Raw genomic sequence first — 18,813 nt, 5'->3', positions numbered from 1 at the left:
CACGGACGGTAGAAAACGCCCCATGGCTTCCGGTGACGACTGGCAGAGATTGGCCAAAATCCGTTGTTAGTGAACAACCGCTCTAGAGCTATGGGTACAAAATGATTGTTGACCTGCGCCGGACCTTTTCAAAGTACACAAATGCCGTGATCGACAGCGATAACCAGGAATGGAGCCAGTTCTGGGAGCAACGCCAAGGCCACAGTACATGGGCAGACCTTCACGAGAAGCCGCTCGTCGTCGTTCTTGGTGAGGCAGGTATCGGCAAGACCCTCGAATTTCAGAGCGAGGTCGGAAAACTTCGGCAGGCCGGTCAAGCAGCGTTCTTTATTCCGCTGAATCAGCTTTCTGACGCCGAGTCCTGGCAACTTGTGCTGACCGGACATGACGCCGAGTTCGATGCTTGGGCTGCATCCGATGAGCTCGGCTTCTTCTTCCTCGATGCAGTCGACGAGGCGCGCCTCAAGTCGCATGCTGACTTCGAGAAGGCGCTCACGGTCGTTCAACGAGCGCTCGGCTCGAGCTTGGCTAGAGTGCGGATTGCCATTTCTTCGCGGGTCACGGACTGGTCGGCACCCAAGGTTCAGTCAGCGGTTGACACCCGCCTCGCAAAGCCTATTGCTCGCGCCCTTGCAACCAAGGTAGCGGCTGAAGCTCCTCTCACCCAGCTTAATTCACCCACCGTTGCTTTCCCTGCTATAGACGTAACACCGTCAGAGGAGGCATTTGTCGTCGGTCTGGACCCACTGTCGAACTCCGAGGCTCAACGTTGCGCTGCCTCGTTTGGTCTCCAGGATATGGAGCAGTTCTGGACAGCGGTAGCGGACGGTGACTACGAGTTTATGGCGACACGTCCGCTGGACTTGCGGTGGATGGTCGGACTTTGGAACCAGCGTAGGAGCCTTGGTAATTACCAAGAACTCATCGAGGCGAACATCTCCAACCGACTGCAGGAGTTCAACGAGAGTTATGAGGCCGCGGGTGAGGTCCTATCAGTCGACCAACTTCACGCGGGGGCCATCGAACTGGCAGCCGCTGCGGAGTTCGGGGGCTGTGCGTTCTTTACCTTGGACCTCAGTGTTACGCCGACGGCGGGTGAAATGGCTCCGCACACGGCCCTTGCCGATTGGCCTCCAACAGCTGTCCGGCGCTTACTGGCGACCGCCGTATTCGACGAAGCCAGTTTTGGGCGTGTAAAGTTCCACCACCGCTCAATTCGTGAGTTCCTAGCGGCCCAGTGGGTAGCCAGGCAGCTCACGCTTGGCGTCCCGCTACAGCGCCTGCAGGGACTTTTCGCAGGATGTCCGTTCGGCCAGCCTGTGCTCATCACTGCGCGCCGAGCGTCGCTCAGCTGGTTGGCGGCAATCAACGTCACGGCTCGCGAATGGGTAGTGCGCGCGTTCCCGGAAATCCTTCTATTCGAAGGCGACCCCCAGGCCTGGGACGGGATTTCGGCAGATCAGGCGTTTGCGAATTTTATCGATGCCACCAAGTGCGGCCTACAGGTGAGCTGGTTCAAGAGCGCCAGCGAGTGCATGCGTGTGGGGCGCACCCTTGGTGCCGGGAAGGTTGCCGGAGCACTGGCCGATGCCAACATGCCCCCTCAGGTCAGGAGCATGTGCTTTCACATTGCGGCGCATGCAAAGCTGGCCGACTGTGCATCGGTTTCGTTTGCCATCTATCGGAACCTCGCTGCACCAACTTGGGAGCGTGCTCTCGCACTGGGAGTTCTAGAGTTTGTTGGAACGGCGGACCAGCGGCAAGAGGTGCTGGCCGACTTGAAGTCTGGTCTGCTGGGCACAAACGAACTCATCGCGCCCGCCCTGCCTGTTACGGAATGGAGGAACCTCACTGAAGTCGAATTGTCAGTTATCTTTGGCTGCACCCACGAAGAGGCAGAGTTCGGTTCGGGGCCGATGACAAGAGTACTCAAGACGGAACTCCTGCCAGCAGCTGACCTACCCGCAGCGGTAATGCTCCTTAGGGCGGTCATTATCTCCTTGCCGCACTCAGAAGCGCGCAGGCGATTCGTTCGGCTCCCGGAGTCAGACCGGCCCGTAAGGACTTGGCTGTTCTATGCCCTACTTGACTGCTATGAGCGTCTGCTTGAATTGCTGCCGCAGATGGTGGACTCCTACACTACGGTTTGCATGGAAGCCGCGGAGCGGATTCAGGCTCAGCGCGATTCAGTGTTCACCGACAGCAACGTGTTCAATCGACTGTGCAAAGCTATCGCATTGCACCCGGAACTTCGTTGGAACATCGCCCTTGCCATTGCTCAGTCCGAAGACACCAAGATATCGGTCAGTCGCTTGGTGTGGGGTTCGAACGATCTTGTGCACTTCGACGCAGAGGACCTCCCTGAGTTGACGAATAGAGCGAACGACTCGGCTCGCCCTACCGATGAGCGGGAAATCTGGTTTGCTGTTGCTGTAATGGTTGCGTTCTCTCTAAGGAATCGTCGCGAGCGTGCTAACACGCTCAGATTGCTCGATCTGGGTGGCGCATGTTCAACGCGCGCTCTCGTCGTCGGGGACAAATACGCGGGATGGCGCAAGAGTGCCAAGCTAAACCGTAACTGGAGTGTTCAGGAGCGTAATAGGAAGGCTGTGGCCAGCCAGGCCGTCGAAGACTACAAGTCACGACTCCTTGGTGAACTGGCCCATGTTCGCGCCGGTGCCCATGAGGGCTTACTGAAAAGCCCGCTGTGCTATTCCTTCAACCGCTCGGACCAACGCAACTACTCCGACGTGGATTTCGAGGCGATTTCGATGAGCCTCAGTCCCGAAATCAGCTCGGCGTTTGAAGACGGACTGATGGCGTATTGGCCTACCGTAACCCCGCCTGTCCCCTCCGACTATACCGGTGGGAATGTCCCTTGGACTGCTCTCATAGCACTTGCAGGACTGAGTAGGTCGCTTCGCGACGCCAATTCGATTTCTGATCTGTCGACGACAAATGCCGCCAAGGCTGCGCAGCTTGCCGTGTGGGAGCTGCACAGTCCGCCAATCTGGTTTGACGCTCTCGCTCGCTCGCACCGGGCTGTCGTGGAAGCAGCGCTCACGCCTTGGGTGATCGGCGATGCTCAAGCGGCTTCACCGGGCAACAGCGAGCTAGGTACCCTGGAAATGGTGCTGCGCTGTGCACCAGATGTTCGCCGAGGCCTTTTGGCGCCGCTGCTCCCGTTGGTTTCTTCCGACCAAATCAGCCGACGCGAGCTCCTCAAGAAGGTCATCATTGCTCTGAGAGAGGACGACCTCCTGCCCCCGACGACGGTCAGCACTCTGTGCCGAGGCAGGCTCACATCTTCGATTGGCTCCAACGGCCGTCTTGGAGAAATGGCGTGGCTTCGCATTTGGATGGATGAGGACGTACCCGCAGCTTGGTTATGGTTCCTCGGGCACGTGCAGGGCATAGCGAGTGACGTCGTGGCCGAGGTGAGAGCATTTGCCGAGGTGGTGGGAGACCTGAAGTGGTTGCCAGTTCCTTTGAGCCAAGAGGCTGCCGATGCGCTGCTGGGTATACATGCTCTGCTAAGCGCTCATCCGCCCATACTCATACCAGACGAGGCTGGCGACAGCCCCTTCTTGGGGACACCGTCAAAACGCCTTCGCGAAGCGATTCCGAACGTGTTTCTTGGCACCCGCGGGCAGATTGGGCACGACTCGTTGGCTGCCTTGTTGGCCACCCTTACTGACTCGGCTGAGCGGAACTGGGTCACGGGGCGGATTACCGAGCATGCTTCGCTCGATGCGGCGCAAGCTGCGAACCGGACTCCCGAGCAACTGAAGTCCATTGCTTCGCCGTTCTTGTCGGCCCCTTGCACTGAGGCGCAGCTGTATGAGCAGGTGATTGCTCGCCTCGAGGATATTCGTAAGAACCTCGAAGAAGGGCCTTTCAGTGAACGCAGTCTTTTCTTTGCAGGCATGCCTGAAAAGTCCTTGCAACTATGGTTGGCCGCCAAGTTTCGCGAGACCCAAAACCGTCGATTCGACGTCCACCGGGAGGAAGAGGTTGACGACGACAAAAAAACGGACATTCAGCTGAGTTGCCCTGCTGGCAACATCTGCGTGGAAATCAAGCCTGTTGATGCTGGGCGAGGCTACTCAGCCAATTCTCTGGTGGACACGCTCCGAAGTCAGATAGTCGGGCAGTACCTCAAAGGCTACAACAGTTCGCGAGGCATCTTGGTGCTGATGCAACTCGACAACAAGACCTGGAGCATTCCAGGAGGCTCTACTGGGCAGCCCTTCACTGCCTTGGTCGACTATCTGGCGCCTCAAGCGGAATCGATAAAGCGTAGTTCGGCTGGTGTGAGCGAGCTTGTAGTCTTCGGAATCCGATGTGTAGTCTGAAGTCGCGCCTTGAACGTTGACTGCCTGCTGCCGGCATCAATTTCGGTAAGCCCATAGACCGAGTGGGGTCGACTGCTGCCGGCCACGGCAGGCTGGTTTCGCCCCTCCTCGGTCATTCGCAGAAGTCTATTAAGTATGAGAGCAACTCACGCCGCAAGTTCAGAGAGGCCAGCAGCGCAGGTTGCATCCCGCCCTACCTGGCTCCTCCCCCTACCTAACCCGGCCTGCCAGTACCGCGGCAGCCCCATAGAAGATCACATGACTGAGAAGCGCTGGCAGTCCTACGAAGAAGAAATTTATGTCTGAGTGCGCATATTGTAAGAGGGAATCTACTGCAACTCGTGAGCATGTGATACCTGCTTTTCTATACAATTTTCAACGGAAATTGGATGAATCTATTATCGGGTGGAACGAAGTCGCGAAAAAGATGGTGGGAGGCGAGCATAAAATTAAAGATGTTTGTGCAGATTGCAATAATAAAAAATTATCGGCACTTGATGCTTACGGAAAGGGCTTTTTAACCTCTTCGGGCTTTCTTTGTCATAATTACAGCAAATTATCTGCAGATTTATCTTATGACTACGACCTTCTCGTTAGATGGCTTCTAAAAATCTCCTTTAACTCATCTCGTACTGATAAAGCACATAGCCCTCTCCTCGAGAGATTTATCCCTTATATACTTGATGGCACACATCCTCCTAGCAGAAGGGATTTAGCTGTAGTCGCCGCATTGGCTGCCCCGACAAATATCAGTCAGCTTAAAGGTGAGTACCCTCCTTTAGAGAGCGTTGCAGGAGCGTCTGGGCGTATTAATCCATTTTTTGTTCGCATTGCTTATGGCCCTAATCACTACAAGAGCTTTACACTAAGAATAGTGATGTTTGGGCCTTTGATATTTTTCATGCTTGTTTTCCTTCCTGGTGTACTGCCAGGCCATGCGTCAATCGAAATTAAGCGTTTTTTGAAAAACCTACCAAAGGGTGTTGAGATCCATCGAAATCGAAAGCGTGCATATATAGATGTCGGAACCACTACTTGGCTGGATTACTACACGCCTCAAGTGCTTCGAGTGAAGTCACTTGAGCACTCCTAGTGCCAAGGCTGGGGCAGACACCCCTTCTAATCCATAAATCTTGGTCTGACTCTGATTCAGCTCGCCTAGTTGAAAACGGGCTTATCCGGCACCACCCGTGTCAGGGCTTGGTGGTATGGAACGGGTGGCGTTTTCAAGGGAGAGTCTGGGTCGAAACTGCCGCTCTCAACAGACCGTTCTCGGCCAAAAGCTGTCTCTGGGCGGTGATAATGAAAAAGCCTTTGAATGCATCTACTGGAGATTGCTTGGGGCCACGCCTTGTCTGTTATCATGTCTTTTTTGCTTCGCGCCTAGCAAAGCAACCCTAAAGAGAAATAGATGCAGCTGGCTAGCTTGAGCATTAACCCGGCCCTCTGGACTTTGAACAACAAGTGCCTCATCCAGAAATTGAACTAATATTTATATCGCAAACGAATCGCCTTGAAAACAGAATTTCTGATACTAATACCGGATGACGAAGCTTTTTGTAGTAGCAAGAAGGCATTTATTGACTTTTTGAAAGTGGACTCCTTGATATCGGTTATAGGCAACAAGATAAATTTCAGAAAAACACCAAAAGGCAAAGATCAAGTTTCAGCAAGATTTCGTGTTGAGACGAACAAGGTAAAGTCCAACAACGAAAGATACTTCTTACTTGTACTTGAATGCGACCAGCAAACTCAAATCGATGAATTTTCAGAGTTGTCAGAAAGACTAAAAACCATTGTCGAGCGGATTTCCCCAGGAGCTACCGCGGTAAATACACTTTGGGATGGTGTTGGGCGAATATATGCAGAAAAGGCATACCCAATTATCAATGAAATTGAAAATCTAATGCGGCGCTTGATAGCCAAGTTCATGCTAGTTACGGTTGGCATGAATTGGTCTAAGGATGCGATCAATCCGGAGCTATTTAAAAAAATCGAAAAATTTGAAGACGAAGACCCATACCTCAATGATCTCCACAAATTGGACTTCATTCATTTAAGTCAAGTTCTTTTTGAGAAGAAGCGAGATATTTCGCTTGAGGAACTCGACAGACTGCTACCAAAAACCAAATTCAACGAAGAAGACCAAGAGAGAATTCTTAGATATATCCCTCGCTCAAATTGGGAGAAATATTTTTCTTCGCTCGTAGATGAAAAAGATCATAGCCTTGAAAAAAAGTGGGAGCTGCTTTACAAGCTAAGAAATAAAGTTGCGCACAATCGTAATGTAAAGAAATCCGAGTACGAACAGATCAAAGGCCTTGCCAGCAACATCAAGGACGTTATTGGAAGGGCAACGGCAAAGCTGGGGGAAATAGACATAAACGAAGAAGATCGCGAACTTATTATTTATTCTTATCGATCAGAGTCACCTGCAGCTATTGGTTACCTATCTGAAAAGGCAGTAGCAGAGCATTATGCAAAATCCGGTTATGAAGTCACACCAATACCTAACAAAGCAACACATCAAGCATTTGATTTTATAGCGTCGAAAGATGGAAAAATCATAGCGATAGAAGTTAAATCGGTTCGGCGCGCGCACTTATACCCGATGATACGTACGACTTTAAAACGTCTTGAAGAAAGCTGGTTGCAGTATCCAGAATATGAAACCTTGTCAAAAATACACCTCGTGTGCGTATTGCGAGACGACGAATCTGATTACCCAATAGAGCGGGTCTTTATGAACGTAGAAAAACTCTCAGCGATGCTCGGCGACAAGGTTGAAATTCATATCGGTCGCCTTGATGAAGAGAATTCTTACGCTCAGTTTTAGAGAATGACCGGAATGAGCCTACTTTGCCGGTCACAACTGGCCGGAGTCGACCCAAAGCAATCTCACCTACATGTCCAGGTTCGATTCTAAGGGGCCATGGCATTAACCCAACTGCCTAGTTTTCCCTTTCGAGGGATGCCTTGGATTGGTGAGCGCGAGAGGCCTAATATCGCGTGATCGATACAGCTTCATCGTTTCTGGCTCTACAGGCGAAAGCAACCCCTTTGCATCTGATCCCACACCAGGGAAGAAAAAAATGAAAATTGAGGAAATGCTCACCAAATCTGCAGAACTTCAGGATGAAATTCTGCACTTACTCGAGAATGTCCCGATACACCCAGGCAAACGCTTCGAAGCCTGCCTAGCTGCTTGTGGGGTCGCTCTGGAGCACGCTCATGCATTGCGAATTCTGTTCGAGACTGGTTGCCCTACTACTGCCATGTCGGTGTTACGCTTGCAGTTCGAAGCCCTCACCCGAGCGATGTGGATGCTGTACGCGGCGACCGATCTAGCCATCCAGAAACTCACTGCACCACTGACGGCGGAAAGCGAGCGGGTTGCCAACAAGCTCCCTCAGGTTTCAGACATGGTTGATGCAATCGTGAAGAAAGCGCCGGTTGAGGCCTCGACCATGCTGGCCCAGTTCAAAGACGTGTCTTGGTCTACTATGAACTCATTCGTCCACAGTGGTATCCATCCGCTACGCCGACACTGGCAGGGCTACCCTCTCCAGCTCATCTTGCAGACCCTGCAGAACTCAAACGGATTGATGACCATGACGGGTATGCTCGCCGCGACCCTTACCGGTAATGAGCTCTGCACGAAACCCATGAGAGCGATCCAACTGAAGTTCAAAGAGTGCCTACCGCCGCTTCTTTCTCAAAATCATTAGGCACAGTAGGACCCGAAGCGTCTCAAAACACCCCGGACAATTATCACTTCGACGCGGTGGCTGCCAGCCACGAACGAACACACAGATCTCATCTGACGCCCGCCCACTTGCAGATCACTGCATTGCGAGGTTTTTTAGGCCCTCATTCTGATTTTTTCCACGTCTTGGTCTGTTAGGTCAAACCATTCGCCATTGATTCGCTTGTTGACAAACATGTCGTGGTAGCGCCGCTCTGCTACATGGCAGTCTTCAAACCATGCACACAAAGGGATGGTATAGGTAATGGGTAGGTGAACCCCAAAGGCTCTCATACGAGCGGGCACATTTCGGGTTCTGCCCACCTTGTAACCGTAGGCTGACTTAAGGAGATAGACAACTCCAGCTTTGGGGCCGGCCGTTGGCTCTCCGATAACTTCAATGGGGTTGAGTCGCTCTGGAGGAATGGCTCTGTTTTTCGTTGACCTCTGGGCAGTGGGTTTCGTGGCAACTGGTGCATGGTCACGAAGCTCCATGCCTTCAAAGGCCTCGCTCCAAAGCTCGTGCAAGCCGTACCCGTTAATCTTGGAGTCTGCGAATCCAAAGGCTCCCACCTTCCATTTGCTTCGGCCATACCCCGTATCTACCCAAATTTGAGCATTGGAGGGCTTCCACTCGACGATTACTGCAGCCCCAATTACACCAGTAACCACGCCAAGCCATCTGAGCAATCCCGTCTGCGCCCCTTCATCGTAGGCTGCAACCGTGATTCCATGGCCAACCCTAGGAGGAGAGGACTGGCTAGCCAGAGCCTCCGGTAAGATGAACTCGGTCGGCGGTCGGGGAGGCTCTGCGTCAAGGTCGCAGGGTGCTCGCCAGTACTTCTGTGGTGTCAGCATAAATTTGTCCTCAATAAACTCCAACCCATCTATACCTACCTCAACGGGAATCCAACAGCGTCAAATCCATTCTCCTACTGGGTTACGAGGAGGTCGTTGCAAGCAACCATGATTTCCGGCATGACAGTTCGCAGTAACGCGCAACTGATAAGCCGACGACGCCCCTCGCCTTTAACATCGAAGGGTAGCTTCTATTCGAAGTGACTGACGGCTTCTGGCCGATTCTGTTGAAACAGTCATCGGTGGACTCGACTACAAAAAAACCCGTCCGAGATTGGAAATCTGCACTTGGTGTAGAAGAAAACCGGCTAAATTTTACTTAGCAATGCGTAAATCGGATGCTTTTCAAGCTCAATGCAGGCTGTGCGCAAACTGCTCGGACTTTCCGGCCAGAAGCAATGGACAAAATGGGGCGATCTACTACTGTTGTTTGGGTTGCTAACGAATCAACTTGAGCAGCCGGACTCGCCATCCGTGTGGTGTTTTTCCTAAAAGCACAAGGCGTCATAATTTCAGATGAGGAGCATTATTTATGCCCGAAAAAATCTCCGACACGCTAGTTGAAATCTACGTTACGCAGGTACTCAGACCCCAACTCCGAGCCCTTGGCTGGAGTACTCGCCAGCGAACTATGGTCACGAACGATGTTTGTCTCCGTTTGTATTCAATGCTTGCCCTTTGGCACGACGTTGCCTTTCGCCGAACGGCGCTTCTCTGTGGAATTGAGGAAGCTACTTTTTATACTCCTAGTGAAGCCGCATTGGACGTGCGAGCTTTGGTGGTTGTCGCGATCCGAAACAGCTTGATCGAAGATTTGGGCACCGATAAGCCAGTAACTCAAGAGCTAAGGAGACCTCGACCGCCAATAACGGATTCAGATATGGCCAGTATTACACGCGCAGCCGTTGAGTACTTTCATAGCGTTGACCTTAGTGAATTCCATACTTCATCGAAAGCCCCCTCTGAAAGTATCATTTTTAGCACCTTAAGGTCGGAGTATCCAAACGCATGGTATGCCTTAGCACATATCGCAAACTCTTCAGCCGTTGAAATAGCCTATGAGTTACCTGGCAATCCTAACCGGGAAACCCCTTCACCTGACAACTTCCACAACGACAAATGCTCGTTTATGATTGTCACCCGAAGCGGTATAGACCCGATGTTCGACGAGGAGTTGATCAGTCAATTAAACGATATCAAGAATGGGCTAATGCGCGTCTTTTACACAGACTCATTTAAAAGCCTTACCCGAAACACTCAAAAACTTTATCAAGTAATCGATTTCATTCTTAAACATGGGGCCGCCTTCGTTACATCCAACTACTACTTTGACCCGACTTATGCATCGAGACGGCATCCATTACTTCGCCCCTGCCATACATATTCGGATATAATAATGAGCGTGCGCCTTTCCAATAAAGCTGGATTGAGCCAACGCCATAGTGAGGTCTTGACCTCTCTCGAAAAAGGGCAACCCTGAAAGTTTTCAAACCAACTCATGTAGTTTAATGAAACAGCACTTCACCGGTAGCTATCTGCGGTATTCGACCTTCGCGTTAGGCCATCGGCTTCGGGCTTCAACCAAGGCTTCGGCATGAGTCATAGGCTCGCCGATCATTGTGTAGGGACTGTACCCTGCCACGAACACTGTCCAGTGACTGCGACGGGCTTCACCATCGTTGGCCGCCACTTCGACCATCAGCTCCAAACGGTGCAACTTGATGTAGCGGCGCACCTCCTGTGTCAGCCTGCTGGATGGCGAGACGATTAAGCGGGTACCCACCACCTTGGCACTGAACCCGCGATCATGGAGATAGTCGATAACTCCCATCAGAAGGCCTCCGCATCGGATTCATCGAAGGCCATGTCCGGCGAAGTAATGGTAGCGTCGGGGGATAGTTGCCGACTCGAAGTCTTGCAAGTCCCAATGTCCTGCTCGGGGTGATCGTCTGGCAAGACATCAAGACTTGCAGGACATTGCTTCGATAACTTTCTCCCGATGCCCCACTTCACCGTCCCCCCAGATTTACCCAAGGGCTTGCACTCGATGCCTATCTGCCGAAGAGCTGGAGCGGCACGTCGCAGGGCGTCCCCTAGCCCCTTCGCGGAACGCGGCCACGAATCGCAGCCGGTTGGACGGTACTGTTCCAGAGTACGCAGAATCTCCTTTACCGGGGCGGTCACTCCGTGCGGACGCGCCTCGACCAGTTCCACTACGGCGGCAGCTACCGGGCTAGCGTCAATGGTGCGAGCCAGACTCTCCAGCCGACTGGCGTTGAACTCGCGCAGGAAGTCCTCGGGCTCATGTCCTGCTGCGGCGGCGACAGCCATACCGAGGCGAGCGAATTCAACCAGCCGCGGACGCTCGTCAGCGGGGATGTGCATCTGCGGCGCTAACTCCAACGCCTTGGCGAAAATATCCAGCAGCGCCCCCAGCAGACACGGACGCTCGGCTTCGTACTCCCGCCAAAGGTCTGTCACTTCCAGCCGCTCACTGATAACCGGCGTCTCGATAGTGATCGTTCTGTCCACCAGATCTTGCGCCGTGACTGCTGCTGATATGCCATTCAGCACGACGGGGCGCTTCACGCTGATAACACTCTCGTCGGCATCCGAGTACAGCTTGCGCTTGGCAAAGCCGCCTCCGGTTGCCAATACGCACATGGCATCCTGAGTTGCTGCAGGCAAGTGCGAGACGTTCTCCAGGCTCACTACCGCACACACACCAGCAGAAACAAATAGGTCCTCCGACGACTTCGGTGCACTGCGCAATGGGCAGGAATTCGGATCAATGAGCTGGCGCAGTGCTGTTTGTGTCGTGCTCTTGGCACTCCCCTGCTCGCCCAGCAGCTCCAGCACTGGATAAGGCGTATCAGGACGAAGGCATTCGATCAGCCAAGCCAGGGCCAGCAGACGGGAGCCGCGCGGGATGTTCGCCACGTGCCAAAGTTGCTCGATCGATCCACCTGGAACTGGAGCCGGAATCGGCTGCATGGATTCAGGTCGAACGAACATGGCCTCGGGTGACTCGGCGATCTCCCACTTACCCGGCCGGATGCGAACCGCTCGACTACTGCCTGGTACAGCCAGGTCGAGAAAGTAATCACCAGCGGCACCGGAAGTGCGCAGGTGTACCTCCTGACAGTCTCCATGGAATCGGCCGAGGCCGGCCAGGGTGCCCAGCGCCTCCCGGATCGATTGATCTCGGGGCGCCTTTCCGCTGTCGGAGTAAAAGCCGGCAACCAGTGCATCTCGGAACTGGCGCGCGGCTAGATTACGCACTTCGCCCGTCGTGCGATCCTTGGCAAAGACGTCCTTGTTTTGATCGTGGAACAGTTCGAAGCGTTGCTCCACGAACTTGACCAGCAGAGAAGCCTGGCTCTGCTTTTCGTCAGCATCATCACCGGGCTCGAATTGTTCCTCGACTGGCTGCTGATCGTCGTCTTCGAACTGCTGTTTGCCGGGAGCGTCCACCATTTGCAGCAGTTGCTCTACGGTGCCGCCCATGTCCAGCCAGTCGGACACGTCACCCTTCGGTAGCAGCCCTAGAAGGCTGAGCACGCGAACTTGTGCCTCTGCCTGACTCAGCGCCCGACAAACCTTGTCGGCGTGCTGATGTCCCGGCTCATCGTTATCCGCCAGAATCACTACGTGGCGGCGCGCGAAAGGTTTGTTGAGCGCATCAGGCCACTTGCCAGCGCCGCCGGCGTTGCAGGTTGCGACCAGCCCCAGCGACTCAAGGCGCAGTACGTCCTTCTCGCCTTCCACGACAAACACTGGCGTATCCAAGGGTGCGTGCAGCAACTGCGGCAGACGGTAGGGAACCTGACGCACGCCCTTCACCGACCACACCCAGCCGCCTTTTCCGTCCGGGCGGCGCTGGCGAAAGTCCTTTGGTTCGTAGCGGACAACTTGAAACAGAACGTTGCCGTCCTCGTCGGTGTAGTCATAACAAGCCGACATGCGACGGCTGGCCGGTAGGACATCAGGACTTTCAGGACATGGTGCCGGCCGATTTTCTTTAAAGCCGTGCTGCTCAAGCCAGCCCATTTGCTCGGCCCAACTTGTGATGCCGGTTTCCTTGGCGATCAAATGCAATACGCCACCACCGCTTCCGTCTTCGTGCGAGTGCCATACCCCCTTTTCCAGATCAACGGATAAAGAGCCATGCGCTCCAAATCGAAGCTCGGTCGGCTTGCTCATTACGCGATTTGGCTCGCCAAAAAGGTACCGGGCTACTGGCCCAATCATGGATTTCAGCCAAGCCGATCCCGTCGGCGCATGGGCGCCGTTTTGATTTTTCATGGGTTATACCCCGCGCTGCTTGGCTTTGCGCCAGGACCAGTTAGAAGGAGACGGGAAGGAATCAACGTGCATGGCGGCCATCACGCGGAACTTCCAGGAAGCTGTAAGCCATGATGAATGGCTCATACTGCGTCTCTCGCTTCAATCTTGGTCCGCAACCAAGCCTCCACCTCAGCCAAGACGTAATAAGCTGCTGCCTGGCGGCTTTCGTTGGCCTTAATTGGCTTCGGAAATGTCGGGTCTTTCTTGCGGAGCTTGTCTAGGCCAGAGCGGGATATGTCCAACCACTCACACAGCGCTGGTTGGCGGATTAGAACTTTCGGGGGAGTCGTTGCTAGGTGCATGTGAGCGCCTCCGTATGGGTGACGCTCACAAGTTAGTTTTCGAAACGACGGTCTAATAATTACACCGTCGTTTGTTTTCGCCGCCACTCTCGATAGGTGGTTTTCGGGATGCCGAAACGCTTCTCCATAATACTTGCAAGATCGCGCCGCGACCTGCCGCTAGCCAATAGCTCCGCTTCCGCCTTGGCGACTGCCACCCAATCGTAAAGGACGGGACGCTCGGCGCGGGCCGTCTCCATCTTCTGGCTGTGTTTTTGCTTGGTCTCAGACCTGACTATTTGTTCGGCTTTAATTAAGGAGCGCAGGTTCTTTTGCAAAGAATGGCGCGCCGTAACTGCCCGTTCAAGTGACTCCAACCGCTTGATCAGTTCTCGAACCTCCTCAACAGCGCACTCGGCATGGCCATTCGGATCAAATTGCCGCGTGTCTTCGATATGGCCTAGCACCGATAGACAAGATGATCGGACATCCAGCAGCGAGCAGACATATTCGGGTAGATGAAAGCCGAAGCGGGAAAACCTCATGTGCTGACAATCGCTCAATGTTTCGAAGTCGTCAGAACTGTACCCGGTGGTCATTACCAAACAGTCAAGGGCTCGCCCGGCCAGCTCCTGACAAGGCATCTTAAATGCGAGGTCTACATCAATTGGCTCCCGTTCAATCTCAGCACGAAGGATGACCCCGGCCAGAAAGCCCCGCATATACTCACTTTCCCCACAATCCCATTGGGTAAGGTGCGCTTCAATGATCGGCAACATGTCAGGCTTTATCATGCTCCCACCGCCCCTAGAGCTCTGGGCTCGTCAACACTGACTTTATGCGCAAATTCGTAGGGCGTGATGTGCTTTTCCCGGTTGGCGTCCAGGTAATCGGCCCACCAGGTCATCATCAGTCGACGCTCTTCCAAGTGCTCAGCCTTGTGGATATAGGCCGCGCGCACGCCGTTGCGCTCTTGGTGGCTCATTTGCCGTTCAACCGCGTCACGCGACCACAGGCCGGACTCGACCAACGCGGAACAGGCCATAGTGCGGAAACCGTGCCCGCAAATCTCTATCTTGGTGTCGTACCCCATGCGGCGCAGTGATTTGTTTACGGTGTTCTCCGACATTGGCCGCCAGTGGTAGTGATCGCCCGGCAACACCAGATCAAAACGCCCGCTTAGCCGGCGTATCTGCTCTAGCACTTCAAGCGTCTGACGTGACAACGGGACAAGGTGCGGAGTCCCCATCTTGGCTCCTCGGTGCGACCTCTTGACGCCCTCGATTGGTGCCCGTTCGCCGGGAATCGTCCACATGCTCCGGGTAAAGTCGAACTCAGACCAGCGGGCAAAGCGCAGCTCACTAGAACGAATGAACACCAGTAGAGCGAGGCTTACAGCAAGACAGGTAAGCGGTCGTCCGGTGTCAGCCTCGCAGCGTTGCAACAACTCCGGCAACCGCTCAAGGGGCAAGGCCGGGCGGTGTTTGGTCTTGCGGGTGGCAGCCCCCCCCACCAGATCAAGCGCCGGGTTGTATTCGATGAAATCGCGCTGAACGGCGATTCGCATGATTCCGGCGATGCGCTGGCGCAGTCGCCCAACCACATCAAGCGCGCCGCGCTTCTCTACCGCCTTCAGACAGGCCAGCAGGTCGCGGGTTTTCAGGTCGGATACGGGGCGTTTGCCCAGCATGGGGAAAAGATCGACCTCGATCTCTTTCAACACCCTGACCGCGTGATCCTTAGACCATTTTCCGGACATGCTGGCGTGCCATTCCAGGGCCAGCGCCTCAAAGGTGTTCCCCGCCTCACTGGCCGCCTCGATCTTTGCTTGCTTAGCGCTCTCGATGGGGTCTTGGCCATGCGCCAGCAACTCGAGTGCATCGGCTCGACGTGCGCGGGCGGCTTTCAGAGTGAGAGCCGGGTAGTTGCCGAACGTAGCCAGACCGGGCTTACCGCTTGGCTTTTTATACTTGAAGCGCCAGACCTTGGTGCCGGTAGCCTTTACAAGCAAAAAAAGCCCCTGCCCGTCGAACAGGGTGTAGTCCTTTGCGCGGGACTTGGCGGCTTCACATTTGGGGTCTGTCAGAGGGGTTACGGTGCGCGCCATAGGTATACGCCTCGATATCGAACCGATATATACCTAAACGTATACCTAAATCGTGGGGCTGTACAGGAACATACGGGGATATTCAGACACAAAAAAACCGGCTATAAGGCCGGTTTCTCTAGGTTTCAGGTGTTTACGGGAACATCTGAAATCATACTATTGGTGCCCGAAGCCGGAATCGAACCGGCACGCCCTTACGAGCGGGGGATTTTAAGTCCCATGCGTCTACCAGTTTCGCCATTCGGGCGGTAGCGCGGTGAAGCGTCCAGGTTGTGCCAAATAACGATCTGGCAATTCTGACGCCTGTGCAGCAGAGGTGGAAATATATACATCCCGCCCCGGTGAAGCAAGTTCGCAAATACCCTTTTCAAGACTAAATCTTGCAGGCTACTGCAAATAAAAAAGCTCCGTAAATCATAGATCTACGGAGCTTGTTTATTAGTGGAGGCCGAGGTCGGAATCGAACCGGCGTAGGCGGATTTGCAATCCGCTGCATAACCATTTTGCTACTCGGCCTCAAAACATTTGATATCTAGTAGCGCGACATCAAATGCGTACAAACTTGGAGCGGGAAACGAGACTCGAACTCGCGACCCCGACCTTGGCAAGGTCGTGCTCTACCAACTGAGCTATTCCCGCGTCTTGGTGTGGCGCATTCTATAGAATCCAGAAGCCCCGTCAACCCTTTGATTCAAAAAAGTTTTATTTCTTTTCAACGTCAGTCTTCAGATGTGGCCAGGCAGCCCGCAGGTACTGGACCATCGACCACAAAGTCAGGCCGGCCGACACCATCAGCAGCGTATAGCCCAGCAAGACCCAGAAACTGAAATCCTTGGGATTGGCCAGCAGGATCACCAGCGCGAGCATTTGCGCGGCGGTTTTCCATTTACCAAGGTTCGATACGGCGACGTGGGCACGTGCGCCCAGTTCGGCCATCCATTCGCGCAGGGCCGAGACGACAATCTCGCGACCGATGATCACGGCAGCCGGCAGTGTGAGCCACAGGTTTGCGTGTTCCTGCACCAACAGTACCAGCGCAACCGCGACCATCAGCTTGTCGGCAACCGGATCGAGAAAAGCCCCGAACGGTGTGCTTTGTTCCAGGCGGCGGGCCAGGTAGCCGTCCAGCCAGTCGGTGGCGGCAGCAAAGGCGAATACCGAGGCGGAAGCCAGGTAGCTCCACTGGTAAGGCAGGTAGAACAGCAAAATGAAGATCGGAATGAGCAGAACGCGTAGAACGGTAATCAGATTAGGGATATTCATCGGCACAACTGGCTACGAGGTGAGGGGGCATTCTACTCGCTGTGCAGATTTGCATAAATCAACTCTGCGAGCTTTTTACTGATCCCGGGGGTTTTGGCAATTTCTTCGATGCTTGCACGAGACAGCTCCTGCAATCCACCAAAATGTTTCAACAAATCCCGCCGACGTGTTGGACCGACGCCAGCGACGCCTTCCAGTGTAGACGTCCGACGGGTTTTTCCACGCCGGGCGCGGTGCCCGGTAATGGCAAATCGGTGGGCTTCGTCGCGAATCTGCTGGATCAGATGCAGCGCGGGAGAATCGCCGCGCAAGGTGAATTCATGCGCGGCGTCGTTCAGGTACAGGGTTTCGAAACCGGCCTTGCGCGTCGCGCCTTTTGCCACGCCGAGCAGGATCAGATCAGGTACGGCCAGTTCATCGAGTACGTCACGGGCCATGGACAACTGACCTTTACCACCATCCACCAGCAGGATATCCGGCAGCTTGCCCTCCCCGTCCTTCAGTTTGCTGAAACGTCGGGTCAATGCCTGGTGCATCGCCGCGTAATCATCGCCGGCCGTAACGCCTTCGATGTTGTACCGGCGGTAGTCGGACTTGATCGGGCCTTCGGGGCCGAAGACCACGCAGGACGCCACTGTCGCCTCGCCACTGGAATGACTGATGTCGTAGCACTCCAGGCGTTGTGGAGGCTCGTCTAGCTTCAGCACCTCAGCCAATGCATCGAAGCGCGCCGTAATGTGCTGACGATTCGCCAGGCGCGCATTCAGCGCCTGCTCGGCATTGGTCACGGCCAATTGCTGCCAGCGCGCTCGCGTACCACGCACGCGATGGCTGATGGTCAGTTCACGACCGCGCAGCTCGTCGATGGCCGCGATCAGTGTTGGAAAGTCATCGTGGACCACATTGACGATCAACTCGCTGGGCAAGTCGCGTTCAGGGCTGCTGATGAAGTATTGGCCAAGAAACGCGGCCATGACTTCAGAAACATCTTCTTCAATACCGACTTGAGGGAAGAAGTTCTTGCTGCCCAACACCCGCCCGCCCCGCACGCTGATCAAGTGCACACAGGCACCGCCCGGGTTGACGAACGCGGCGATCACATCGACGTCCCCGGTCCCGCCTTCCATGCTCTGCTGGTCCTGAACCCGGCGCAGCAACGCAATCTGGTCCCGCAGCTCAGCCGCTCGCTCGAACTCCAGATTGATCGCCGCTTCTTCCATCCCGGCAGACAACTCGTCAGTCAGCGCATTGCTGCGCCCCTCAAGAAACATCACCGAGTGGCGCACATCTTCGGCGTACACCTGAGGTTCCACCAGCCCAACGCAGGGTGCCTTGCAGCGTTTTATCTGGTACTGAAGGCAAGGACGGGTGCGGTTCTTGTAATAGCTGTCTTCGCATTGACGAACGAAAAACGTCTTTTGCAGCAGGCTCAGGCTTTCGCGGATCGCGCCGGCGCTGGGGTAAGGACCGAAATACTTGCCCTTGGCCTTTTTCGCACCGCGATGAATGCTCAGGCGCGGAAACTCTCCGTCGGAGAGAAAGACATAGGGGTAGGATTTGTCGTCGCGCAGCAGGATGTTATAGGGCGGGCGCCATTCCTTGATCAGCGTCTGCTCGAGCAGCAAGGCTTCGGTTTCGTTGGCGGTGATCGTCGTTTCGACCTGGGCGATACGTGCGACCAGTGCGGCGGTCTTGGGGGCAAGCCCGGTCTTGCGAAAGTAACTCGACAGGCGATTCTTGAGGTTTTTCGCCTTGCCGACGTAAAGCAACCGCGCTTCGCTGTCGAACATGCGGTACACGCCGGGACGCCCGCTGACGGTCGACAGAAAGGCGCTCGGATCAAAGGTTTCGGTCATT

The 18,813-nt window shown here is 54.5% G+C and carries 13 protein-coding genes and 3 tRNA genes; 5 read left to right on the top strand and 11 right to left on the bottom strand.

The genetic code is table 11. The annotated features are described in order from the left end of the window. The first annotated feature begins 101 nt into the window (after positions 1-101). From ACXX83_RS09015 to ACXX83_RS09000, 4 genes are all read left to right on the top strand, one after another. Positions 102-4,355, top strand: a complete 4,254-nt coding sequence (locus tag ACXX83_RS09015; RefSeq protein WP_458548166.1) for a hypothetical protein — start codon at positions 102-104, stop codon at positions 4,353-4,355. A 298-nt stretch (positions 4,356-4,653) separates the two neighbouring features. Continuing rightward, a complete protein-coding gene (locus ACXX83_RS09010) occupies positions 4,654-5,448 on the top strand; it encodes a hypothetical protein (protein WP_458548165.1) in 795 nt (264 codons plus the stop codon). A 420-nt stretch (positions 5,449-5,868) separates the two neighbouring features. After that, positions 5,869-7,191: a hypothetical protein gene (locus tag ACXX83_RS09005; protein WP_458548164.1), complete on the top strand. Its 1,323-nt coding sequence runs from the start codon at positions 5,869-5,871 to the stop codon at positions 7,189-7,191. A 256-nt stretch (positions 7,192-7,447) separates the two neighbouring features. Beyond that, positions 7,448-8,083, top strand: coding sequence for a DUF6988 family protein (locus ACXX83_RS09000; RefSeq protein WP_458548163.1), 636 nt, complete (start codon positions 7,448-7,450; stop codon positions 8,081-8,083). Between the two features lie 134 nt (positions 8,084-8,217). Here the strand turns inward: ACXX83_RS09000 and ACXX83_RS08995 are convergent, their stop codons facing one another. Continuing rightward, positions 8,218-8,958, bottom strand: a complete 741-nt coding sequence (locus tag ACXX83_RS08995; protein WP_458548162.1) for a GIY-YIG nuclease family protein — start codon at positions 8,956-8,958, stop codon at positions 8,218-8,220. A gap of 532 nt (positions 8,959-9,490) precedes the next feature. On the opposite strand from ACXX83_RS08995, the gene ACXX83_RS08990 reads away from it, so the two are divergent. Beyond that, on the top strand, positions 9,491-10,438 hold the full coding sequence (locus tag ACXX83_RS08990) for a hypothetical protein (RefSeq protein ID WP_458548161.1): 948 nt from the start codon (positions 9,491-9,493) through the stop codon (positions 10,436-10,438). 51 nt (positions 10,439-10,489) lie between these two features. Here the strand turns inward: ACXX83_RS08990 and ACXX83_RS08985 are convergent, their stop codons facing one another. The 10 genes from ACXX83_RS08985 to uvrC form a co-directional block, all read right to left on the bottom strand. Then, positions 10,490-10,789 carry a hypothetical protein gene (locus ACXX83_RS08985; protein WP_458548160.1) on the bottom strand — a complete coding sequence of 100 codons (300 nt, stop codon included), beginning with the start codon at positions 10,787-10,789 and terminating at the stop codon, positions 10,490-10,492. After that, positions 10,789-13,263 carry an AICE element replication initiation protein gene (locus ACXX83_RS08980; RefSeq protein WP_458548159.1) on the bottom strand — a complete coding sequence of 825 codons (2,475 nt, stop codon included), beginning with the start codon at positions 13,261-13,263 and terminating at the stop codon, positions 10,789-10,791. Before ACXX83_RS08980 ends, ACXX83_RS08985 begins: the two co-directional genes overlap by 1 nt. 122 nt (positions 13,264-13,385) lie before the next feature. Beyond that, complete coding sequence (locus ACXX83_RS08975; protein ID WP_423504474.1) at positions 13,386-13,607, bottom strand: helix-turn-helix transcriptional regulator; 222 nt, start codon at positions 13,605-13,607, stop codon at positions 13,386-13,388. A 59-nt stretch (positions 13,608-13,666) separates the two neighbouring features. Beyond that, positions 13,667-14,380 (bottom strand): hypothetical protein, encoded by a 714-nt coding sequence (locus tag ACXX83_RS08970; RefSeq protein ID WP_458548158.1) that lies wholly within the window; start codon positions 14,378-14,380, stop codon positions 13,667-13,669. Next, positions 14,377-15,693 (bottom strand): tyrosine-type recombinase/integrase, encoded by a 1,317-nt coding sequence (locus ACXX83_RS08965; protein ID WP_458548157.1) that lies wholly within the window; start codon positions 15,691-15,693, stop codon positions 14,377-14,379. Before ACXX83_RS08965 ends, ACXX83_RS08970 begins: the two co-directional genes overlap by 4 nt. Before the next feature lie 160 nt (positions 15,694-15,853). Next, positions 15,854-15,940: transfer RNA gene (locus ACXX83_RS08960), tRNA-Leu, on the bottom strand. 195 nt (positions 15,941-16,135) lie between these two features. Continuing rightward, a tRNA-Cys gene (locus ACXX83_RS08955) sits at positions 16,136-16,209 on the bottom strand. A 47-nt stretch (positions 16,210-16,256) separates the two neighbouring features. Continuing rightward, positions 16,257-16,332: transfer RNA gene (locus ACXX83_RS08950), tRNA-Gly, on the bottom strand. A gap of 63 nt (positions 16,333-16,395) precedes the next feature. After that, positions 16,396-16,956 (bottom strand): CDP-diacylglycerol--glycerol-3-phosphate 3-phosphatidyltransferase, encoded by a 561-nt coding sequence (gene pgsA / locus ACXX83_RS08945; protein ID WP_015094913.1) that lies wholly within the window; start codon positions 16,954-16,956, stop codon positions 16,396-16,398. 32 nt (positions 16,957-16,988) lie between these two features. After that, positions 16,989-18,812: an excinuclease ABC subunit UvrC gene (gene uvrC / locus ACXX83_RS08940; protein WP_458548156.1), complete on the bottom strand. Its 1,824-nt coding sequence runs from the start codon at positions 18,810-18,812 to the stop codon at positions 16,989-16,991. Position 18,813 lies beyond the last annotated feature (1 nt).

The organism is Pseudomonas sp. GNP012, assembly GCF_054343835.1.
This window is presented reverse-complemented; position numbering and strand designations above follow the sequence as displayed.